At 67.0% G+C, this 22352-nt stretch carries 15 protein-coding genes; 6 read left to right on the top strand and 9 right to left on the bottom strand.

Annotated features, from left to right (window positions below):
• Positions 1-196: 196 nt before the first annotated feature.
• The 5 genes from ACFWTC_RS34725 to ACFWTC_RS34705 all read right to left on the bottom strand — a co-directional run bounded on the left by ACFWTC_RS34725 (position 197) and on the right by ACFWTC_RS34705 (position 7904).
• A complete protein-coding gene (locus ACFWTC_RS34725) occupies positions 197-2530 on the bottom strand; it encodes an ABC transporter permease (RefSeq protein ID WP_384029861.1) in 2334 nt (777 codons plus the stop codon).
• Positions 2527-3234, bottom strand: coding sequence for an ABC transporter ATP-binding protein (locus ACFWTC_RS34720; protein WP_356877089.1), 708 nt, complete (start codon positions 3232-3234; stop codon positions 2527-2529). The genes ACFWTC_RS34725 and ACFWTC_RS34720 overlap by 4 nt, the downstream gene beginning before the upstream one ends.
• Before the next feature lie 161 nt (positions 3235-3395).
• Positions 3396-5207: an ABC transporter ATP-binding protein gene (locus ACFWTC_RS34715; RefSeq protein ID WP_384074941.1), complete on the bottom strand. Its 1812-nt coding sequence runs from the start codon at positions 5205-5207 to the stop codon at positions 3396-3398.
• A gap of 203 nt (positions 5208-5410) precedes the next feature.
• A complete protein-coding gene (locus tag ACFWTC_RS34710; RefSeq protein ID WP_384029856.1) occupies positions 5411-6217 on the bottom strand; it encodes an alpha/beta fold hydrolase in 807 nt (268 codons plus the stop codon).
• A gap of 424 nt (positions 6218-6641) precedes the next feature.
• Entirely contained in the window at positions 6642-7904 is a 1263-nt protein-coding gene (locus tag ACFWTC_RS34705; protein ID WP_384029854.1) for a sensor histidine kinase, read from the bottom strand.
• A gap of 227 nt (positions 7905-8131) precedes the next feature.
• Here ACFWTC_RS34705 and ACFWTC_RS34700 point away from each other — a divergent pair, with 227 nt between their 5' ends.
• Entirely contained in the window at positions 8132-9172 is a 1041-nt protein-coding gene (locus tag ACFWTC_RS34700) for a beta-ketoacyl-ACP synthase 3 (RefSeq protein ID WP_384029851.1), read from the top strand.
• 386 nt (positions 9173-9558) lie between these two features.
• Here the strand turns inward: ACFWTC_RS34700 and ACFWTC_RS34695 are convergent, their stop codons facing one another.
• The 3 genes from ACFWTC_RS34695 to ACFWTC_RS34685 form a co-directional block, all read right to left on the bottom strand.
• Entirely contained in the window at positions 9559-10236 is a 678-nt protein-coding gene (locus tag ACFWTC_RS34695; RefSeq protein ID WP_384029867.1) for a response regulator, read from the bottom strand.
• Between the two features lie 116 nt (positions 10237-10352).
• Positions 10353-11204, bottom strand: coding sequence for a VOC family protein (locus tag ACFWTC_RS34690; RefSeq protein ID WP_384029849.1), 852 nt, complete (start codon positions 11202-11204; stop codon positions 10353-10355).
• A 599-nt stretch (positions 11205-11803) separates the two neighbouring features.
• Entirely contained in the window at positions 11804-12784 is a 981-nt protein-coding gene (locus tag ACFWTC_RS34685) for a transcriptional regulator (protein ID WP_384029847.1), read from the bottom strand.
• A 1045-nt stretch (positions 12785-13829) separates the two neighbouring features.
• Between ACFWTC_RS34685 and ACFWTC_RS34680 the strand changes: the two genes are divergently transcribed.
• The 5 genes from ACFWTC_RS34680 (at position 13830) to ACFWTC_RS34660 (ending at position 19696) form a co-directional block, all read left to right on the top strand.
• Positions 13830-13970 carry a hypothetical protein gene (locus ACFWTC_RS34680; protein WP_384029845.1) on the top strand — a complete coding sequence of 47 codons (141 nt, stop codon included), beginning with the start codon at positions 13830-13832 and terminating at the stop codon, positions 13968-13970.
• A 131-nt stretch (positions 13971-14101) separates the two neighbouring features.
• Positions 14102-14272: a hypothetical protein gene (locus ACFWTC_RS34675; protein WP_384029843.1), complete on the top strand. Its 171-nt coding sequence runs from the start codon at positions 14102-14104 to the stop codon at positions 14270-14272.
• A gap of 1027 nt (positions 14273-15299) precedes the next feature.
• A protein-coding gene (locus ACFWTC_RS34670) for an IS5 family transposase (RefSeq protein WP_384029841.1) occupies positions 15300-16108 on the top strand; the annotation gives its coding sequence in 2 pieces (ribosomal slippage) (positions 15300-15617 and positions 15620-16108; 807 coding nt in all).
• A 312-nt stretch (positions 16109-16420) separates the two neighbouring features.
• Positions 16421-19273, top strand: coding sequence for a hypothetical protein (locus ACFWTC_RS34665; RefSeq protein WP_384029839.1), 2853 nt, complete (start codon positions 16421-16423; stop codon positions 19271-19273).
• A gap of 78 nt (positions 19274-19351) precedes the next feature.
• Entirely contained in the window at positions 19352-19696 is a 345-nt protein-coding gene (locus tag ACFWTC_RS34660; protein ID WP_384029837.1) for a pyridoxamine 5'-phosphate oxidase family protein, read from the top strand.
• A gap of 355 nt (positions 19697-20051) precedes the next feature.
• Here ACFWTC_RS34660 and ACFWTC_RS34655 read toward each other — a convergent pair whose 3' ends face one another.
• Positions 20052-21431, bottom strand: coding sequence for an IS1380 family transposase (locus ACFWTC_RS34655; protein WP_384029835.1), 1380 nt, complete (start codon positions 21429-21431; stop codon positions 20052-20054).
• Positions 21432-22352 lie beyond the last annotated feature (921 nt).

Below are 22352 nucleotides of genomic sequence, written 5' to 3'. Positions count from 1 at the left end.
CGACCGCGCGAAATACGGCAACGCGGCTATTGGAAACCCTTTGGAGGGCAGATCTGCGTGTCATGCTCGCATGTCTGCTTTTGGTCGGGAAGATGCGCGGAATGCCGCGGCGAACACACAGATGCCGACCACCGGTTGGTGGTCGGCATCCGTGGTCGCAGGGTTTTCCTCGGGGGATGTGGGAAAACCCTGCCCGTCATTCGCTGCGCAGTGCTTCCGCGGTGACCATGCGGGTCGTTGCGCGCGCCGGGAAGAACGCTCCCAGGACCGCGATCACGATGCCGGCGAGGCCGAGGAGCAGCAGCACCGGTGCCTGCCACACATCCAGCATGCGCGCCGGAAGTTCCACCTTCGCCGCCTCACCGGCGATCGGCACGATCAGGCGGTGGGCGAGGACGCCCAGGGGGAGCCCGAGCACTCCGCCGATCGCCCCGATGGCCGCCATCGACGTCACCGTCATGCCAATCACCTGGCGAGGCGTCATGCCGAGCGACTGCAGCGTTCCCAGTTCGCGGCGTCGCTCACGGGTGTTGAGCACGACCGTGTTGAACACGCCGAGCCCCGCGACGGTTGTCAGCATGAGGGTGAGGAGCACCGACAGAGTGATGACGGCCGCGGTGAAGCTGTTGGAGTCGTCTGTCGGGCGGGTGTAGAGGCCCGGGTCCGCGGAGCGTACCGCGCCGCTGTACTGGGAGATGTCAGTGCCGGAGGACACCTGTACCAGGTACTGGATATGAGAGTTGAGCTGTGTGACGTCCAGGCCGAGGCCGGACAGCGCTCTCCAGTCGGCGTAGAGCATGTCCCCGTTGCTCATCAGCGAGCCGACGACCGTTACGCGGGTGGGCTTCCCGCCCAACTCCATGGTCATCTGGTCACCGACGTTCAGCCCGCGCTCGCGCAGGAAGGCCGTCGAGGCGGCCACCTGCCCGGGCCCTTCGATCCAGTGCCCCTTGACGAGCCGGTTCTGGAAGTCGAGTGCGGCGGTGTCCCCGCGCCAGAACTCGGCGACGACCTTCTTGGAGCCGGTGATGGAGACCGGGACGTACGCTTTGACCGTCACGCTCTTGGTGCCTTGCAGGGACCGCAGTGCCTTCTCGGCCTGTTCGTCGTCCAGCTTCGGCGCCTCCTCGCCAAACTGAGGATTGCCCGGCTGGACGACGAACTGGGCCGAGGCGGCCGGGCTCTTGGCCTGTCCGAACTGGTTGACCGTACTGGCCAGACCGGTCGCGAAGGCGGCGGTGGTCACGCCGAGGAGGACGGCCACCAGGGTCATCGCGGTACGGGCAGGCCTCGCGAAGGGTTGCCCCAGGCCGAGGCTGACCGAGCGCGGCAGTGAACTGCCGCTCAGACGGCGCTGGATCCGAAGCCCGTGACGCCGGTGCTGCGCGATGCCCGCGCTGATCGCCTCGGCTGCGGAGAGACCGTGCGCCCGCATCGCCGGGACGGCTGCCGCCAGGACGACGAGGAGCGGCATGCCCACCAGGGCGACCACGGGCACCCACCAGCTGACCGCGACACCACGGAGGTCCATGCCCGTTCCTTGGAACGCACTGGTCAGCAGTGGCTCTGTGGCGAGGACGCCGCCGACGGTGCCCACGGCGCAGCCGATTGCAGAGGGGAGCGAGACCATCAGCAGATAGACGGCGACCACCTGACGCGGCGTGAACCCCAGGGACTTGAGCACGCCGATGTGCCGGAAGCCGGAGACGACGGCGCCGCTGATGACATTGGCGACGATCACGGCGGCGACGATGAGGCCGAGGACGCCGAAGACCATCAGGAAGGGGACGTATACGCCCGGCCCGGAGGCCACGTCCTCCTTGACCGTGAGATACGACTGCGTGGCGACTAGAGAACCCTTTGGCAGTTGCGCCGTGGCCTTCTCGACGCTCCGCTCGACGTCGGCCTTCGTCGACGCCGAGGCGAACCGATACAGCATCTGCTGGGCCGTCGGATGCATCGCCTGCATCTGCTCGGGCGTGACCCAGGCGTCGGCGGTCCGGCTCAGGGTGTAGGCGTAACCGACGATCGTGAAGTTCGTGCCCTCCGGGGCCACCACCTTGCCGCCCAGCGGGAACGGCGCTCCACCGCCGGTCGCGGGCGGGGTCTGGTTCACCACGATCTCGCCGGGCTTGTCGGGCCAGCGGCCGTTCCACACGTTCACCTTGTCCACCGGGCCGCCCGGGTCGGCCCGGCCCACCACGGTGAGCGGGCCCGTCAGGAAGGCGACACTGCCCGGAGCGATGCTCACCGAGACCTGGCCGAAGGGGCCGGCAGAGGCCTCGACGCCCGGCCGGCTCGCCGTCACGGTGAGTTGCTCCGTGGAGACCGCGGCCGGGTCGAAAGCGGCGACGGCGTGAGCGCCGTGCTGCTTGCCGAAGGCCCGGTCGAAGGGGCGGCTCGCGGAGTCGAGGAGCCCCATTGCGATGACCATGGTCGCGGTGGACAGCAGGACGACCAGGCCTATGACCACCGTCTGCAGCCGACGACGTCGGACGGCGGCCCCAGCGGCATGCCATACGGCGCTCATGCTGCCCGCTCCAGGACCTTCTCGCGGGCGATCCGGCCGTCCTCGAACTCGATGAGCCGGGTTGCGCAGCGCTCGGCGAGGCGCGGGTCGTGCGTGACGATGAGCAGCGTCTGGCCGATCCGGTTGAGGTCGAGCAGCAGGTTCATCACCTGCTCCCCGCTGTTCCGGTCCAGGGCGCCGGTCGGTTCGTCCGCCAGCAGCAGGGAAGGCTTGTTCATCAGCGCTCGGGCCACCGCGACCCGCTGGCGCTGGCCGCCGCTGAGCGTCGCCGGGTAGTTGCTGCGGTGGTCTGCGACGCCGAGCTCGCCCAACAGCTCGAGCGCACGCTTGCGGGCCTGCCGGGCCGAAGTTCCGGAGAGCTGCCCGGCGAGCGCCACGTTGTCCAGTGCCGTCAGGTCGTCGAGCAGGTTGAAGAACTGGAAGACCATGCCGATCCGCCGACGGCGGAACAGCGCCAGGCCGGTCTCGTTGAGGCTGCCCAGATCGTCGCCGTGGACGTTGACGGTCCCTGCGGTTGGGCGGTCGAGGCCCGCGATCATGTTCAGCAGGGTGGACTTGCCGCAGCCTGACGGTCCCATCACTGCAACCGCCTCGCCCTTCCGGATCTCCATCGAAACGTCGTCGAGGGCGATGGACTGCCGGTACTCCTTGCGCACACCGTCCAGCCGTACGACGACCTGGTCAGAGCTGTTCTCACTGGTCATGCTGCGACGCTAGGCCGTGCGCCGGGGGGCGGACATCGGCCCCGGGAGGTAATTCGGCCGAACAGTCATCCTTGCGATGTACCTCTGCCGCACGCGACCGGCCCGGCCCGGGGGAGAGATCCCGGGGCCGGGCCGGGCCGGTCGGCGGCGGTCGACGGACCTCAAAGCACCTCAGCAGGGAGGTCGGCGTCGTTGGGAGACTGCTGCGCGAACTGGGTTCGGTACAGGTGCGCGTAGAGCCCTTCCGCGGCCAGCAGCTCCTCGTGGGTGCCGCTCTCCTGGATCCGCCCGGCATCCAGGACGAGGATCTGGTCCGCCTCACGGATCGTGGACAGGCGGTGTGCGATCACCAAGGACGTCCTGCCGGCCAGGGCGGTCTTCAGCGCGCGCTGGATCGCCGCCTCGGAATCCGAATCCAGATGGGCGGTCGCCTCGTCGAGGACCACGAGCGGCGGGGCCTTCAGCAGCAGCCGGGCAAGGGATATCCGCTGCTTCTCGCCGCCGGAGAGGCGGTGGCCGCGGTCGCCGACCACCGTGTCGAGGCCGTTGGGCAGACTGCTGACGGTGTCCCACACACGGGCGGCCATGCAGGCGTCGATCAGCTCTTGCTCGGTGGCCCCGGGCCGGGCGTAGTTCAGGTTGGCCCGCAGGGTGTCGTGGAAGAGGTGCGCGTCCTGGGGCACCACGCCGACAGTGTCCCGCAACGATTGGAGGGTCAGCTCGCTGATGTCGTGCCCGCCGACCCGGATGGTGCCCGAGGTCGGGTCGTAAAGGCGTGGCACCAGGTTGGTAAGCGTGGTCTTTCCCGCGCCGGAAGGCCCGACGAGCGCCGTCATTCGGCCTGCCGGTGCGCGGAAGCTCAGCTCGTGCAACGCCGCTTCCGTGGAGCCGCGTTCCGGCGTGCGCGTACCGACAGTCTCCAGGGAGGCGAGCGAGACCTCGTCGGCGGTGGGGTACCGGAACGTAACCCGGTCGAACTCGATGTCCGGTGCCTTGCCGTCCGGGCCTGAGGCAGGCAGCGCTCGGGCGCCAGGGCGCTCCGAGACCTTCGGTTCGAGGTCGAGGACCTCGAAGACCCGGTCGAAGCTGACCAGCGCGTTCATCGCTGTGACCTGCAGGCTAGACAGCTGGTTGATCGGTCCGTAGAGCTGGAGCAGCAGGGTCACCATGGCGACGAGGGTGCCGATCGGCAGGACGCCGTCGATGGTGAGGGCGCCACCGAGGCCGTACACCAGGGCCGTCGTGAGCGAGGTGAGCACCGTGACGATGATGAAGAGCAGCCGCCCGTAGACCGCGGCGGCCACGGCGATGTCGCGCACCCGGCCGGCGCGGGCCGCGAACATGCCGCTCTCGTCGTCCGTGCGGCCGTAGAGCTTGGCGAGCATGGCGCCGGAAACGTTGAACCGCTCGTGCATCATCGAGCCCATCTCCGCGTTGAGCTGCATCGTCTCCCGTGTGAGCCGTTGCAGCCTGCGCGCGATCAGCCGCACCGGCAGCAGGAAGAGCGGGATCATCACCAGCGCGGCGACCGTGATCTGCCACGACAGGTAGAACATCGTCCCGAGGACGAGGACCAGTGTCAGGACGGTCGTGACCGCATTGGTCAGGAGCGTCGTCACCGCCTGCCGCGCCCCGATGACGTCCGTGTTGAGGCGGCTGACCAGCGCACCGGTCTGCGCCCGTGTGAAGAACGCCAACGGCTGCCGCTGCACGTGCGCGAACACCTGGGTCCGCAGGTCGTAGACCAGACCCTCGCCGATCCGGCCCGAGCACCAGGTCTGTACGTACATGGCCGCGGCATCCACCAGGGCCAGACCTGCGAGCGCCAGACACAGCCACACCACGACCCCGAGGCGCTCGGGCAGGATGCCGTCGTCAATGATCATCTTGAGGATCAGGGGGCCGGCCGCCGTGATGACCGCGCTGACGATGGTGGTCACGAGGAGTACGACCAGCCGCATTCGGTAACGCATGGCGTACGGGATGATCCGCCGGACGGTGCCGCGACTGACCTTCTGCCTGGTGATCGAATCGTCGTCGAACCGTAGACCTGCCGGGCCGTCTTTGGTCACGGAAACCTGCCTCGCTCTCGTGTCTCTCCCACGCCCTTCGCTGGCAACGTCGGTCAATGGGAATGGTGTTCATGCAGTGGCCGACCCGACGGTGGGTCGGTACCTCAGTACTTGTCGAGGAATTCGACGATCGCCGCGTTGACGGTTTCCGGGCGCTCCAGGTATCCGAGGTGCCCGCAGCCGGGGATCTCCACCAGGTCGCAGCCGGGGATCGCGTCCGCAACCTCGGCGGCCAGGTGCGGCGGACAGATGAGGTCATCGGAAAAGGAGATGACGCGGCACGGCACAGTGGCGCCGCGCAGCGCGTCGCGGCGGTCGCCGAGAGAGTCCGAGACCGTGTCCTGACCGGCGGCGCCATTCGAGCTGCCGCCGGACAGTTCGAAGATCTCCAGCCAGGTCGCGACCGCGGCTTCGTTGTTGAGGGTGGTGGGCGACATCATCTCCATGACCGTCCGAAGGGCCTCGTACGAGGGAGGCAGCGTCACTCCGCTCTCGCGCAGCGCGCGATCCGCGGCGGACTGCGCCCGACGCAGCGCGTCCGACCTCGCCCTGGTGGACATGAGGACCGCGGACCGCACGAGGTCCGGTCGGCTGAGGACCAGCTCCTGCGCGATCATCGCTCCCATCGACGTGCCGACGACGCGGCACGGGCCGATGCCCAGCTCCTCGATCAGGCCGGCGGTGTCGGCGACCAGGTCGTCGAGCGTGTACATGCCGGGCGGAGCGTCGGACCCCGCTATCCCTCGATTGTCGAACGTGATCGTCTCGTAGCCGGCCGCGTTCAATGCCGGTGTCTGGTGCATGGTCCAGACGCGGCCAGCGGCCCCTGAGCCCATGATGAGCAGGACGGCTTCCCCGCGGCCCTGGCGCTCGTAAGCGAGCCGGATCCCATTGGTGTTGACGAAAGGCATGGCTTCCCAGACTCGTTTCACTACTGGTGACGGAGGTGTCCGAACGCGGACCGACGGGCAGAAGCCGGCCCGTCGGTGACGGGGCGCTCGGGCCCGCGTCCGAGCCCCTGGGTGGTTCGATGCGGCTCGTCCTGGGCGTGGAATGACGACTTGATCAGTATCATCCGGCCTGTCATCCGGTCGATCTTCGACCGTTCAACCGACCACTCCGCGCAGTTGAACGAACCGCCGCAGGGTTGTGGGCGCGGCCGTCGGCGACCGCCGGACAGGCATGCCCGGATCGCGCGCGACGGAACCCGCGACCCGATACCGCGCACCGTAGGCGTCACCGGCGGCCGTCGTACCAACCTCTTCCGTGCGCAGCCGTTTCCGTGTCCGCAGGACGGCCGTCGCCGGGACTCTGGCTACGCCGCGCGTCGGCGGGTCACTCGGGCCGCCGCGGGATGCAGGCCTTGATCAAGAAGCCGTTGCCGATTCTGTGGCGAGCCTCCAGGGACCCGCTGTATACGGCAAGCCGTTCGCGCAGCCCGATCAGACCCCTGCCGTTGCCGGAGCCGACGTGCCCCATCGCGGTGCCGCCGGTGTCCGCGACCTCGATCTCCAGCCAGTCGTCGTCATGACGCAGGACGACCGACGCGCTTCCCCCGGAGGCGTGCTTGAGCGCGTTGGTCAGGGCCTCCTGGACGACCCGGTAGGCGGCGAGCTCGACGCCGGGTGGCAGTCGCTCGGGCGGCAGTGAGACCGTGAGGTCCACTGGCATTCCCGTCGCCCGCACCCCCTTGACCAGTGACTCCAACTGATCGATGCCCGGCTGGGGCTGCAATCCGTCGGCTGTGCTACCCGGTCCCGTCAACAGATGCATGACAGCCCGAAGTTCGGCCATCGCGGCCCGACCACTTGCTTCTACCGCGCGCATGGCCTCCCGGGCCTCGTCTGGTGCTGTGCCCAGGACCCGGTGGGCCGCGCCCGCCTGGATCACCATCACGCTCACGTTGTGCGTCACGATGTCGTGGAGTTCGGCGGTGATTCGGGTGCGTTCCTCCTCCACAGCCCGCCGTGCGGCCTCGTCCTTTTCCGCCTGCAGAGTGGCCACGCGCAGCTGGCTGGTTCTGAGCTGGTCTTGCCAGTACTGCACAGTCCGCGCGACGACTGCGGCGAGCAGCATGATCACGAAGGCTGCAGACCAGCCTGGCAGCGCAGGCGCTGCCTCGCGGAAGGCGACGCTGCTCAGCACGGCGGCGATCACCAGGCTCACTACCGCGAGTACGCGCCGACGGCTGTACGCGATCGTGCTGTAGGCGGCCACGGCACAGACCGCGATCGTGATCCACGTGGCCTGGCCGGTGAGTAGGAGGCTCGTGCCCACCGCAGCCCAGAACGCGGGCAGGGGGTACCAGCGTCTGAATGCCAGCGGCAGCGGGCTGAGAGCGATGTACCCATAGAGCGGACGCCCTCCCTGCGGTAGGTACTGCGGCGGCGGAGGGTGGCCTGAGGTGTCCTGCGGGGGGAAGCCGACGAACTCAATGGTTTGGAACTTCCAGCTGGCGACGACACCGATGACGGCGAGCGCGACGGCGAGGAACACATCCACAAGCACCGCCCGCGTGCTGGGTCGTACCTCGGGGCGCAGCGCCTCAAGGACAGACCGCCGCCACCTGTGCCTCACGTTGTTCTCCACCTGTTCCACCTGAACATTGTGACGGCAGGGGAGGACCTGATACCCCCTTCGTGTTCAACTGGCGCCGACGCGCGGTTGAACAGCCGCGCCGTAGGCCGTCGCCGATACGAAATCGGCGGGGTCGAAATCGGCGGAGAAGGTCTCTCATTGTGCCCGCTATCCATGCCTGTGTACGGTCGCTTTCCGTCGAACTCCGGAAAGCGTGTCCAGTCGTTTGTAAAAGGAACTGAAGGGGCATGAAAATGCATGCATCGGAGTTCGCATCCGTGGCCAGGGAAGAACCGGACGCCCGACCCGCCGCAGTCGTCACCGGACTGGGAACGTGCTTGCCGCGTACCGAAATCAGCAACGCCTCGCTCGCGGAGCACCTGGACACCGATGATGACTGGATCCGTACACGCACCGGAATCGCCGCCCGGCGGCGCGCCACCCCGGACGTCTCCATGACGGACCTCGCGTGCGCGGCCGCAGCCGGCGCTCTGCGCTCGGCGGGCCGTACCACGGTGGACGCGCTGGTGCTCGCCACCTCTACCCCGGACCGACCCTGCCCCGCCGCTGCGCCCGAAGTCGCCCATCGCATCGGGCAGGGCGGGATACCGGCCTTCGACGTTTCAGCCGTGTGTAGTGGCTTCATCTACGCGACGGCCACCGCCGCGGGACTGATCGCCGCCGGCATCGCGGACAGTGTCCTGGTGACCGCCGCCGAGACGTACTCGCGCATCGTCGACCCCTCCGACCGGTCCACCGCGGTGCTCTTCGGAGACGGCGCGGGGGCGGTGGTGCTGCGCTGCGGTACTGCAGGGGAACCGGGGTCCTTGCTCGCCTTCGACCTGGGCAGCGACGGCGCGGCAAGGGACTTCATCCACGTGCCCGGCGCGCGTGAACAGCCCGAGGGCGACCGCTGGTTCACGATGGCGGGCCGCAAGGTCTACCTGCGGGCCCTCCAGCAGATCACGAGTTCGGCCCTGCGGGTGATGGAGGACTGCGCCTGGAGCCCGGAGACCGTCGGGGCCTTCGTGGCCCATCAGGCCAACGCGCGCATCATCGACGCGGTCGCGAACCGGCTGCGCGTGCCGTCGGACGCGGCGGTTTGCGAGATCGCCCGGGTTGGCAACACTGCGGCAGCCTCCATCCCGCTCGCGCTGGCCGACGCCGTGGACGGTGGACGCCTCAAGCCTGGCGCCCGCACCGTGCTCACTGCCTTCGGCGGCGGACTGACCTGGGGATCAGCAGCACTGACCTGGCCGAGCCTGACACCCGTACGCACCGAAATCTGACTGAAGGCAATCCGCAGACTCGCCCTCTGGCCTCCGGCTTCCTGGACAGGCCCCCGGCATCCATCGACCCCGATGGGTCCTTCCACAAGACTTGAGGTGGACTCGCTGTCCCCGGCCGAGCGGTTCTGACGGCATGACCCCAAGTGCACGACCGGCCCCGGCATCGTCGTCCGGTGTGACCACCGACATGGCCTGGCAGGCGACCTGCGCCGGACCGGGCCTGTCCTTCAGGTGCGCCGTTGCCGGTTTCGAAGCGGAGCGGTCGTGCGGAGGTGACGCCCGCAGGATTGCCCCCTTCCCACAGCACAGCGGGCAGTGGCTGAAAACGGGCGACGGCGCAGACTGTTTCCCGGGTAGGGCGATTGCATGCGCAGATCTCCTACGGGCTACTCGCCGGGGGAGATCAGCCCGGTCTCGTAGGCCAGCACCACAGCCTGCACCCGATCGCGTAGTCCGAGCTTGGACAGGATCCGCGCCACGTGTGTCTTCACCGTGCCGGTGCTGAGAGTCAGACGCTCCGCCAACTCGGCGTTGCTCAGGCCGGTGGCGAGCAGGCGCAAGACCTCCAGCTCGCGCGTCGTCAGCTCAGACAAGTCCCGGTGCAACTTGGGCTTCACCTCCGCACTCGGAGCGTAGCGCTCGATCAGACGGCGCGTGATCTTGGGCGCTAGCAGGGCGTCGTTGGCCCGTACGAGTCGTATGGCGGCCACGAGGTGATCGGGAGCCACGTCCTTCAGGAGGAATCCGGCTGCGCCCGCCGACAGCGCAGCGTAGACGTACTCGTTCACGTCGTACGTGGTCAGAATGATGACGCGCGTCTGCGTCGAGCCGTCGGCGAGGATCCGACGGGTCGCCTCGATGCCGTCCATCTCCGGCATCCGGATGTCCATCAGTACTACGTCGGGCCGTGTGCGGCGCACCACTGCAACGGCCTCGCCACCGGTGGTCGCCTCGCCCACCACCTCGATGCCGTCCGACATCAGAATCATGCGGAACCCCGTGCGCACCAATGCCTGGTCGTCGACGATGACCGCACGCAACTTCGCGCCTGGTTCGCCACTCATTGTCGGAGGCCCCTCGCCGTTCTGCGTCGTCATCACGCCCACATTCTGGACCATGTTCATACCGCGCCCCACACGTCGGAGAAATGCGGGCGTTCGGCCGGTACGCCGCCCCGTGATCAGCCGACCGAGCTCGAGGTCCTGGCGGCGAGCCCGGCGTCAGCGGTGCCGAACTCGTGCGCGCACCTGCTTTCGACCAGCTGGTAGCAGAGGCCCCGCGTACCCCGGTCCCGGAACTCGCGTGCCTCGGACAGGACGCCATCGGCCAGGAACGCAAGCCGATGGGCGCCTATTGTCCGCTCAGGATCCGAGGGCGGACGGAGTGCTCCTATGTAGTCGTACGCGTCCGCGGCGGTGAGGGCGAAGGCCACGCGCTTTGAGGAGCTCCGCAGGACGACGGGGGCTGCGACCTGCTCGCCGGAGACGAGGTGGGTGGCGGGGACGGGGGCCAGGCCGAAGACTTCGGTGCAAAGGGCCGTGTACTCCGCAAGGCTGCTTGTTTCCAGGCGGATGGCGATGTGGTCGAGCCGCCGGGCCCGTCCCTCAGGCTCGGCCGGTGCTCCCGGAGAGGCTGTCCACTTGTGGCCTGCGGGGGGAACGGCAGAGCCAGCGGTGGCTGCGGAAAGGAGGGTGTGGGAGACACCGCCCCATCCGGAGACGACCGGGTTGCCGTGCGGCGAATGCGTGACATTTGCTCCGGCGGCCAGCGCTGCCCGGACTGTTTCGGATACATCGTCGCACGTCACCGCGATATCGACGACTCCGCCCCCGTGCTCGGATAGCCATTTCCCCGTGGTCCAGCCCGAAGTGACGACGATCTGGACGTCCCCATGCCGCAACAGCACACAACTCCGGTCGACCGCGACGGAGTCCGCGACCCGCGTGAAACCCATGGTGGAGACGAGGAAGCGAACGGTGGCGACTTTGTCTCTCGTATACAGCTCGACATGCGATATGTCTCGCACAGCCATAGGGAAAGCTCCTGGAATGAGGGCGGTGTTGCAGGGCTGGACAGGGATTCGGTCAGTTGCCGCAGCCGGCGGAGGGACGTTTTCCATCTGCGTTGAATCAGGATGACGTGCAGGCAGGCAAGCGATCAATACCCGTCTTGTCTGCGGCCGGTAACGCGTTCAGCCGCGCCACTCAGACAGCTGTGCGCCTCAATCCCCGGCCTCCTTCCGTCGAGCAGGCGGAGTCGTTCGGAAGAGCTACATCTGTCGGATGACGTAGTCGGCGGATGTATCCCGAGAGGTGGATGAATCGGGGCCTGGCTCGTGGTGTGATGCCGTGTGCCGACCGTGTAGGGCAAGGCCGATGGCGTTCGTCGCAGGCTTGACCAGAGAGGTGAGTGATGAGAGCGGCTCGCTGAAACACCGAGGGATCTGTGTCGGGCGCTCGGCCTCGAGCGTCGCCAGCAGGGGGCACCGACCGGGCTCCGGCTCCCTCTCCTGTGGCCCGAGGGACCCGAAATCACGGCCTTGTGGAGCCGATGATTTCAGGTCCTTCACATGAAGCTAAGAAGCCTCTGCGGCGAAGGCAGGGACCGGAGAGCCGAGAGCGGGTCGGATCGTCAGCAATGTGCTTCCGCGTAGGAGGACCGCTCGCGTTCCTCTAACTGTTTTGCCAATTCAAGCCAGTTGGCGGCGTACTGGCGTGCCAGATCTCCCACCAGCTCCCCGCAGTACGGTGGTACGGCTTCAGTCAGACTGGACCATTCCGCTGCCGCATTCTGCTGGAGCAGACGCAGCAGGTGGCGACCATCCTCCTTGAAACGCAGCGACGGATCACGCGACAGCTTGTCGAGGACAGGGCCCGGAGCGCGACCGACCGGCCGAGGTCTGTAGCCCTGCCTCGGTACTTTCCGTGAGGAAGGGAAGGTGGGGGTGGCATCGTCGGAAACGGTGACCGGTGTCGGCGATGGAAGGGTCGACTCCTCGTCGATTGCGCGGGCTTCCAGGCGGGAAGGGGCAGGTGGTACACCGGACTTGAGACGCCTACGAACGTCACTTGCGGTGGCAGGAGAGATACCGGCCAGCCGGGCAACCTCGCGTAGGGATGCCTCGGGGTTCTGAGCCATCACTTCTGCGGCCCTCTGCCGGCCTTCGGCACCGTTCAGCGGGCGCACGCGTCCATCCCGGCCCACTCGGGTGTTCAACTGCGCCTCAGCGACAGTTGAACGGCGTCGTATGGCGGCCACTGCCTTGGATCCGAGCCCCGACGCACGGGCGATGGCCCGGTCGGACATCTGCGGATGCGAGGTGATGATCCGGGAGGCGGCGGTCCGCCGGTCGGCGAGTGACAGCGGCAGGCCGTGCGCCACATTGGCTTCGACCGAGCGCAGGAACGCGTCCTCGGGGGACCCTTCGAAGAACTCGACATCGATGGTCTCCTGGCCTCTGATGTACGCGGCCAAGAGGCGGTGCATACCGTCAATCACTCGCCAGTCGGAGCGGTTCACAAGAATGGGCGGCAGCGGGCCATCATACTCGGCGAGCTGTGTCGCGTGCTCCTGGTCCAGCCCCCGTGATCTCGGTGACTCGCCGGGCAGCAAGACCGAGATCGGAACAGATACGGCTCCGGAAGCCTTGACTCCGGGTGCTTCGCTGGAATCAACCGCCCTACTGTGTGTTGGGACGAGTGTTCCTGTATGTGCTTCAAGCAATGGACTTACCCCCGTTTGTTTTGCTCGTGTCCTGATTGCCACGAGCCTTTCGCTCTATCTGTCGCAGGCTGTTTAAGGTCAAAATGATCGGGATCAATGGTGATTGTGCCCTGCGTGCCTCTCGTGCTGCCTGGCCGGTGTGGGGTGCATTTCACCCGACATCCCTTATGGTTGGTGCGTCCAGATTGATGAATGTTCGTATGATGTCGACCATCACTGGCTCTGCTTCATCTCGCCGCTACGTGTATAGGTACATAGGGAAACAATACAGTTCTGGGTATCCCCAGTGATGTCTTTTCTTTGGCGTGTGCCGCACTCTTCAGCGTGACGACGAACGGAGGGCGCGCCGGATGCGCAGCTGCAACCAGCGGCGCCGAGGAGTGGTCGTCCTCCCGGTCGGAGGCACGATGACGATACGTCATGGGCGTCTCTTTCGCGGTTGTCAGGCCTGCTGAACGAGGAGGCCCAGGTGACCGCGTGCAGCGGTAGACGTGCAGGTCGGATGGGTGTTGGGTGGTATCTGGATCCGGGTGTCGGGCGCCCGGGGACCGTAAGCCTCGAAGGTGCAGGATGGTGGATGTCCCGGTCGTGACGCACCGTTTGCTCCCATTCGCGGCGAACTCGGTCAGGTTGCACGAGTCGCGGTCCGGGGGCGACGGCCAAGTCGCTCTCCGCGTCCTCGCGGGCGGCGTTGGTAGTTGGGTACGTTCGGTAGGTGCGAGCCGGCGGCCCGCCTCGGCGTGCTCCGGTGGTGCTGACGCCTGAAGCAGACGGCGCCGGTTGGGGCGACGACGCAGCCCGGGCGTGCCCAGGGGGCGACGTCCGACGCGACATCAACTACAATGCCCCTGGCCGCATAAGCCGCCCGCAAGGTCGGGCGTCCAGTTCCACTGCACGCCCTGGCCCGTAGCACTCCGGCGGTGAGCAGCAGCGTGTGGCCATAGTCGGGACCCTGGTGGTCCAGCCCGAGATCGTCTACGCCGATGAACTGACTGGATCGCTCGACCGCCAGACCGGCCGACAGATCGTGGTGCGCTGCGGGACGTGGTGGACAGGGCGGGTGGGACCGCGGTGATGGTTCACCCGCTGCCCGGTGGCGGCCTGGGCGGACCGGGTGGTCTTCCTCCACGACGGTCGGACCGTGGGCGAGATCGACTACCCGACGGCCGAGCAGGTCGCCGCCCGCCTCGGCTGGTGGGAGTCCTCATGTGGCGTCTGTCCGTTCGCTCGGTACGCCATTACTGGGCGCTGTTCGCGGCAACCTTCATCGCGCTGGCCCTCGGCGTGGCGCTGGTCGGGGTGCCGGCCGCGACCTGGAACGTGCCGCAGCCTCCCGGCTTCGGTCACGCCCCCATCACCCTCTCTGCCTCTTCCTGATGATCCATCATGTCGAGTGTGTCGCGATCCTTGAGCCTGTTGGAAAGGGCCTCTGACCTGCAGGTTAGGGCAGTGTGCATTATGTGCGCTGTGGGCGGTATCTTGACGCTGATTCGACGCTCGTGACGCACGTTTGACGCACGCCGTCGGCGATGCCTGACGAATCGTCAGGCATGGAAGGGCGCGTCCCGCTGGCACCTGTTGCTGCCGTTCGTTGAGCTGTCGTGGCACCTGAACTCCCCACATGGAAGACGTCCTGGGAGAACTAGTCGGCGCCTGACCTGCAGAGAACGGTGGCCAGCACCCGCGACTACTCGAGGTGCCGGCCGCCGAATGCCGCCCAGTACCGGGGTCACATCGGTGGCCCCTGACAGCCTCGGGCTGGGCTTGTAGCCTGCGGCCGTGCGGGCAGGGCCAGGAGGCATGCCCTTCGATCAGTCCGGGCTCGTCAGAGGTGGCGTGCCGAGTCGGCGAAGGCTCGGGGCAGGTGGGCCTCGGTCGGTGCGCCGTCAACGGTGCCGTCTGGATGGCGGTGGAGCCTGAACACTACGCTGGGCTGGGCGCCCAGAGGGGTGGGCCTATCGGTCGGCGGTGTTGATCCGTGGCTGGCCAAGTCTGACCGCTGTCCGGCCGGTGCCGGGCCGCGCACGGCCGTCTCTCCGAACGCCTGGGCGTACCGGTCCACACCGCAGCAGCCCTGGCTCCCCAGGCAAGTGCGGCCCTCGCCACGCCACTCGGCGGATACTCCCACCTCTTCTCGGTCCTCGCCGCGCTCTCCGCCGTGGCCGCATGTCTCGCCCTGGTGACAGCAGGAGAAAGCCCCATCCGACCGCTGTCGAGGTCCGTTTCGAGCGGCAAACCAGCGTCACGTTTGCGCACGCAGCGCCCATAGCGCACATCACTTACGTCGCGAAGTCGGCTCTGGATGGCTTTGACCTGCGATTATCTCTTAGAGCTCGTAACAGGATCTTGTTGAAGTCCTCTGGTCAGCCGTGACCAGTGTGACGATTCGGCCGTTCGTGATGGCGTGAGCACTCGGCCTTGGATCGTGGACGATGACCTGTGGGCACTGATCGAGCCCCTGCTGCCGCCCTGGCCGACGAGGTCACCAGGGCCACGGCCGGTGGCGGATCGCTTGTGTCTGCAGGGCATCCTGTATGTCCTGTACAACGACATCGCCTGGCAACTCCTGCCGCCTGAGCTGGGGTTCGGCTCGGGACAGACCTGTTGGCGGCGCCTTGAGCGGTGGCAGCAGGCCGGGGTCTTCGACCAGCTTCACCGGATCCTGCTCGCCGAGCTGAACGCGGCCGGCCGGCTCGACTGGTCCAGGGCTTGTGTGGACGGCTCCCACATCCGGGCGAAAAAGGGGGAGCCGACACCGGTCCGTCGCCGGTCGACCGGCGCAAGACGGGCAGCAAACACCACCTGATCTGCGACGGACGCGGCACCCCGCTCAAAGTGGTCACGACCGCGGCCAACGTCAACGACGTCACCCAGACGCTCGCTCTGGTCGACGGCATCCCACCCGTTGCCGGGCGTCCCGGCCGGCCCCGTCGACGTCCCGAAGCCCTGCTCGGAGACAAGGGCTACGACTCCAACCCCAACCGCGAGGAACTGCGCAAACGCCGGATCCTGCCCGTCATCTCCCGCAAAGGAGCCCCGAACATCAAGGGCATGGGCAAGCTCCGCTACGTCGTCGAGCAGACCTCCGCCCTGCTCCACCAGTTCAAACGACTCGCCGTCCGCTGGGAACGCCGCACCGAACTCCACGATGCCTTCGTTTCCCTTGCCTGCAGCCTCATCTGCTGGCGGCGCCTCAACAAGCCAGACGCATGATCGTGTTACGAGCTCTTAACCTGTTTTCGTCGCATCTGTTTCTGACGACGCATCATGTAGAGTGCGTGGCGATCCTGGAGCCGGTGAAGAAGGATGCCTGACCTGCGGTTTTGTGCGTGCACATTATGCGCGGTGTGGGCGTTACGGGCGATATCCTGACGCTGAAATGACGCTCGTGGCGCCCGTTCTGATGGGGCGTCAGGCGTGTTGCTGAGCTGGTCAAGCCACGTGAATCGGCGTGGTCGCAGAGGCAGGTCGGGGAAAGAGTTCCGTTGGGCGGTCGGGAGAGAGGCGCGGCGGCATCATGGCGGGGTGGATTACAACCTCAGCGGGCTGAGCACCCGAGAGTTCGAGCACGTGTCGCAGGCCCTGGCCCAGGAGATTCTCGGGCCGGGCGTCTCCGTCTTCGGGGACGGCAAGGACGGCGGGCGTGAGGCAACGTTCGAGGGGCGGGTGCCCTATCCGAGCGAGCTTGAGGCATGGGACGGCTACGGGGTCGTGCAGGCCAAGTTCCGGCAGCGCACGGATCAACAACCCCAGGATGCGGTCTCGTGGCTGAAAGGGCAGGTCAAGGAGGAATTCGAAGCATGGCTGAGCCCGACCTCGAAGCGGGAGCGGCTGCCCGAGTATCTGATCTTCACCACCAATGTGATTCTGACTCCCGTGCCGCGCAGCGGAGGAATTGCCCAGATTGAGCAATTCGTGTCCACGTATGCGGCACGCCTTGGGCTCAAGGGCTGGGCGGTGTGGCACCACGACCAGCTGTGCCGCTACCTGGATCGGTACGACTCCATCCGCCGTACCTACGCCGGTGCCATCACCTCCGGTGACGTCCTCGCGCAGTTGCTCGACGTCGTGTCCGCCGGACACAAGCCCAGGTCAGATGCCCTCACTGATACGGCGCGTGCCTCGCAGTACCGCCGTGAGGCACGACTGAGCCTTGTGCCCGAGGAGCGTGCCGATGCCGTTCTGGACTGGGCTGACAAGTCCTCACTGCCGGTGGTGAATGTCCCCGCTGGCACTCTGGCGGTTCTGGTCGCGCCCATGGGGGCTGGCAAGAGTGAGGAAGCCGAGAGTTGGTTGCGGGAAGGGCTCCGCGAGGCAGCGGGTGACCCTGATGTCGTGATCCCTGTATGGGTGGATGCGGGCAAGGCCGTACCAGATCTGCTGGATGCCATCACCCGCGCGGGCGGCGAGCCGGCGAGTGGACTCGGACGTATCGTGATCGACGATCTCGATGGGATCTCACCCGAGCAGGTTGCACAGCTCCTGTACGAGGCCAGACTTCTGCTGGCCGCCCACCCGACCGCCGGGATTCTCGCCACGTGCAGACCTGGGATCGAGCTTGGCAGGGCTGTGGTGCACGAGGTCGCCCCGTGGTCAGTGCGGAGGGGTGCGGAGCTTCTGGACGTTGTGGTCGGATGCGACGCGCGCATGCTTTTCGACGAGCGTGAAGTACAGGACCTGCTGACTAGTCCCCTTCAAGCCCTGTCCGTCGCCTCCCGCCTCCTGGCCGGTGAAGACGCGCGGGTGTCCAGCCTGGAGCTACTGTCCGGTCTGGCCGCTTCCGTTATCAAAGGACGGCGCAAGGGCTCCCCAACCTCACAGACATGGGACCGCCTTGCTCGTCTCGCCGTACACATCTTGAATACCGGAGGTCCAGTCCCCGCTCAACACTTCGGGCATGAGGCCGAGGTGTGGGGGCTGACCGACACCGGTCTGGTTGTCGAGGAAGCTGGGGGCCTCCGCTTTGCCCTGCCTGTCTTCGAGCAGCACTTCGGCGCCCAGGCCCTGCGCAAGGGCTCCGTACTGCCGGAGGAGATCGTCACTGCTGACGCTTTCCCCCGGTGGCGCTACGCGATCGCATTCGCCGTGAGCGCGAGTGCCGCAGACGAAGCGGAGAACCTCATGCTCCGCCTTGCTCGGGCCAACCCCGCGGCTGCTTCCTGGACGTTCGACGAGATCGCCCGGGGCAATAAGCAACACCATGGCATGCGCGAGGCTGAAGACAAGGCCAGGACCACCATCGCCCGACTTGTCCGTTCGGACGACGACGAACTCCGCACAGCTGAAACCGCAGGCACTTGGCTGCGGGAGGCGCTCGAAGCCCTTGTTGAGGGTTTCGGTCCGCTGAGCGGCTCGCTTGTTGAAATGCGGGATGGACGGCTGCCTCGGTGGGGAGTGTGGGCGAAGGAGGGCTGGGTGGCCATCTCTCCGTCGAGATACTCCTCCGAGCCGCCCCCAGTGACTCCACTGGCCTCGCACCCGTCGAACCGTGAAGACCCCGAATGGCGATGGTGGAGTCAGCACCTCTTTCCCGGAGATCCGCTGGGCAGGTGGGGCTGGGCCCGCGGACGTATCCGCGAGCCCCTTGAGCGTGTAGTCCGACGTGGTGCTCTTCTGGTGCCGCCGGATTCACCGTTGGCCCATGAGCGGCTGTGGCACCTTACGCAGCGACTCCGCCAGGGAATCGTGCCCCGTGATGGCGTCTCCGTGCCCGAAGTGCGCCGGCGAGTTGAGGCGATGATGGAGCATGTGCGGACATCCGTGCGGTACACCCATCAAGTTGCAGGCTACATCTACGACTCGGCGGACATCCGGTGGTTGCACTCCCAGCTGGCCGGTGTTACCGACGAGGTGTTGCGCAGACCGTACGGCGAACCGGATCAGGAAATCCCTCGGCGCGGATGGATGTGGCAAGGGTATTCCCCGTTGCTGACGCTGAGGATCACCAGGCAGATTCTGCGAGACGCCCTCATCGGCTACCGACAGCTGGTCGAGCTGAACTTCCCGTCCCTCGCCCCTGCACTGGGCCTGTACAGCGCCCTGCCCGTGAGCGCCGAGGGCATGGTGGTCATGCCGGAGGACGACACGGACGGGTCCCACAGCGGCTTGATCCATACCCTCCGTCCCAAGGCCGCAGGGCGCCGCAATGACCCACCTGAGGTGGACCTGGACCTGTGGACCGAGCCGGGGTTCGGCCCCACCTATCCGTTCCCCGGTGGGCCGGTCGATTCCAAGACGAACTTCCATCGGCCGTACTACGTAGATCGCGAACTGCCCACGGGCTCGTCCCGCCCGGCGACTGAACTTGCCTATGAGTGGCTCATCCGTGACTTGAAGGCGGTTGGCTGGCTGGGTGTGAACGTCCAGCTCTCTGTATGAAGGCGTCGTTAAGGCGTCAGGGACGGCGATCGGCCAGGTACGCCGTCCAGCTTCTGTAGTGAGTGGTGGCCGAGCCGTATGCCGCCGTTGTGGAGTGAGCATCGACCTGCTCCTGGACTGGCTGTGGGAAGCCGTCGAGGCGGGAGCGCCCGACCCGCACGCCATGACCCTCCCGACGGTCGCCGAGGACGGCGGCCCCGACGCCCGGGTTCTCATCCACAAGAACGTGGACGGTGCCGGCTGGCAGTTCGCCGTCCACGTCGGCAGTCCCAAGGGTCGCCAGCTGGCCGACCGCGCGCGGCGCTCACTTTCTACTGGCCGCTCCAAGAGCGCCAGGTCCGGGTGCGGGGCACTGTCGAGTCCGCGTCCGCCGAGCAGAGCGCCGCGGATCCCCTGGCCCGCTCACCTTTCCGCGCGCGCTGAGCTGCTGCTGGGCCGCCAGCGCAGGCCTGCTACGCGGCCAGCGTCGGCTGCGGCCGCGCCGGCACCGTTCACGCTGGTCATCGGCGAACTGCATAAGCTTTACCGGACGACGTTTCCCGACTGATATTGAAATCTCCACGGTCCGGCCCCGACAGGTATTCGTAATCGGAAGCCTTAGCCTCGATCGTTCATGAGTCCTCGTCGGTTCGCTGACGGGGACTTTGTGCTTTGTGCTGGCGAGGTGCGGAGTTTCGGCGGCTGGGGCAGGCTGGCGGCCCGGCTGTCGCGTCGGGTGGCCGGGGTTCCACGGCTCCGGGATGCTGCTGTGGCTCGTCGGGACGGTCGGAGTTGCTGGTCAGCCGGGGTTCGGCAGGGCTGTGAGTCGCTGGATCGCCCAGGTGCTCACATCCGTCCAGGGCCAGCGGGCGGTGAAGCGGAGCCAGCGGCGGCGGCCGGTGGTGATGATCTGTGCAGCGGCGGAGAACAGCCGCAGGCGAAGCCGTTTGGGTTCCCAGCGGCGGGTTTGGGCGGTGAGGGCGAGCATCGGCATCCAGGCGAGGAGGTCGAGTGCGATCTGGACGATCTCCAGCCGGATCTGGTTCTGCGCGGTGTCGTGGAGGGGCAGGTTGCGCAGGCCGGTGTCGCGGGCGTTTCGGATGCGGTCCTCGCAGCGGGCCCGCCTGCGGTGGCGCAGTTCCAGGTCGGCGAGCTGGCCGCCTTGGGTGTTGGTCGCGAAGCAGGTCAGCCTCAGTCCGTCGGGGTCGGTGAAGCGCAACTGGGCCCCGGGGTGGGGTCGTTCCTTGCGGGCGATCAGTCGCATGCCCTTCGGCCAGGAGGAGAGGTCGCGCATGTGGGTGATCTCCGCGACCCAGGCGCCGGGCCGCTGGGTGCTGCCGGAGTCGTAGGCCGGCGTCCACGCTTTCTTCGGGATCTTCAGGACGGCCTGGTGGATGGCGTCGGTGATGGTCATGCCGACGGAGTACGACAGCCACCGGCCCGGCCTGGAGAGCGAGTCGGGGAAGGCGTGGGTGCCGCCGGCGGAGTCGGTGCGGATCAGTGTCCGACGTCCCCGCCGCAGGTGTTTGGGCAGTTGGGCCAGGGCGAGCCGGGTGGCGGTGATGTGATCACTCGCGGTGTTGGAGCCCGCGTTGCCGGGCCGCAGCACAGCGGCCACCGGCTCCCTGGAACCGGCCTGGCCGTGGTCGACGAACGCCACAAGCGGATGATGGCCAAAGGTCTTCTTCCAGGTCGCGGCGGCGTCCTGTTTCTCGGAGTGCGCGAGGACCAGCACGCCGTCGATGTCCACGATCACCGATCCGTCGGCGGCCGGACTGTCCCCACCGGCCAACTCCGAGACCCGCGCCCGCACTTCGGCCCGTGCCGTCCGGACCGCGGCCAGTGCCTTCGGGCCGGCTGCGGCAAGGGCGTCGATCAGACGGGAGACCGTCGGGTCGGACGCCACCAGGCCGAACACCTCGGGCTCGGCCCGCAGCATGGAGACATCGGCGAGGCAGTCCCCGCCCAGGGCCGTCGCGAGCGCGACATCCAGCAGGATCTTCCCCGGGTCGTGCACCGCCCGCGGCTTGTGCCACGGCGCCAAAGCTGCCGATACCGCGGTGTCCAGGCCGGACTTGCGGACCGTCTCGACCAGCAGCACCGCCCCGGCCTGCGAGACCGCCCCGCGACCACCGCCCCCGACGCGGACACGCGGGTATGCCCCGCTACTTTGCCTCACCTGAGAAGTGCTTCGTTCCATCGCACGATCTGGACCCTCAACAAGCCCTATCGTTGCAGGTCAGGAGCACTTCTCTCGTTTTCGATCACACCTCGGACAACCCACCTCGTGAAAGCCCGAGGTTAGCCAGTTCACTAATCGCGGTGCGGAGAACTCGGAGAAGATCGCCTCCTACGAGCAGTGCAGGCGGTCCGCCCAGGATGTCGAAGTCATCACGCTCGAGGAACTCTACGAGTGGGCCTGCTTCATCGGGGAGGACCGCTGAAGCGTGGTGATTTCGAGGGCGTGACGATGCCTGGTGGTGCGGCCTGAGAAGTTGGACCGGCGGTGCTAGAGAGATAGAGCAGGTGCTTAGAAGACACCTGCTCTATTCCGTGTTGCCCACCCCTCGGGCGCCTGAAGGTCTTTTCCATGGAGCAGTTCGCCGACGGCAGAGGGGTAAGTGTGGACACGCACTGGAATAGATTGCCGAGAGCATGTCAATGTGGACGTGTTCGCAGAACCGTGTGCCATCGAAGGGGGCGTGAAGGTGACTCGGGACATCCTTCTGCAGAGCCCGTCGGTCTCTCACATCCGACTCTTCCCTTGCTCCGTAGAGCTGGGGCTTGCTAGGCGTCGGCCTTATCTTGCCGTGCGGCCTAGGTTGCTGGGTGGAACGTAGCACGGGATCGCCGGTCAGCCAAACCGGGGATTTTCTGGAGCATTGAACCTATCGATCGGTGGGCTGCTCGATGTCCTGCGTTGAGCCGACGGTCGTTTCTCCTTGTGCACGCCCAAATCAAAGGACTTTCCCATGGATTCCGCTTCTATTGATCAGAAACGGTTTGGGTTCTGGGTCGTTGAGCTGGGTGTGAGCGATCTGGTGGGGGACGCGCGGCATCTGTCGCCGTCGGCGCAGGAGGCCCTGCGGCTGCGGGCGGT

It is taken from the genome of Streptomyces sp. NPDC058619 (genome assembly GCF_042717785.1).
Lineage (GTDB): Bacteria > Actinomycetota > Actinomycetes > Streptomycetales > Streptomycetaceae > Streptomyces.
Note: the sequence above shows the minus strand (reverse complement) of the source record. Positions and strands in the feature narration are given on the sequence as shown.

Bases quoted from the DNA above. Each gene is read 5' to 3' on its own strand.
- ACFWTC_RS34725 (WP_384029861.1), bottom strand. From the start codon at position 2,530: ATGAGCGCCGTATGGCATGCCGCTGGGGCCGCCGTCCGACGTCGTCGG.
- ACFWTC_RS34720 (WP_356877089.1), bottom strand. From the start codon at position 3,234: ATGACCAGTGAGAACAGCTCTGACCAGGTCGTCGTACGGCTGGACGGT.
- ACFWTC_RS34715 (WP_384074941.1), bottom strand. From the start codon at position 5,207: ATGCGTTACCGAATGCGGCTGGTCGTACTCCTCGTGACCACCATCGTC.
- ACFWTC_RS34710 (WP_384029856.1), bottom strand. From the start codon at position 6,217: ATGCCTTTCGTCAACACCAATGGGATCCGGCTCGCTTACGAGCGCCAG.
- ACFWTC_RS34700 (WP_384029851.1), top strand. From the start codon at position 8,132: ATGAAAATGCATGCATCGGAGTTCGCATCCGTGGCCAGGGAAGAACCG.
- ACFWTC_RS34695 (WP_384029867.1), bottom strand. From the start codon at position 10,236: ATGAGTGGCGAACCAGGCGCGAAGTTGCGTGCGGTCATCGTCGACGAC.
- ACFWTC_RS34690 (WP_384029849.1), bottom strand. From the start codon at position 11,204: ATGGCTGTGCGAGACATATCGCATGTCGAGCTGTATACGAGAGACAAA.
- ACFWTC_RS34675 (WP_384029843.1), top strand. From the start codon at position 14,102: ATGTGGCGTCTGTCCGTTCGCTCGGTACGCCATTACTGGGCGCTGTTC.
- ACFWTC_RS34660 (WP_384029837.1), top strand. From the start codon at position 19,352: ATGCCGCCGTTGTGGAGTGAGCATCGACCTGCTCCTGGACTGGCTGTG.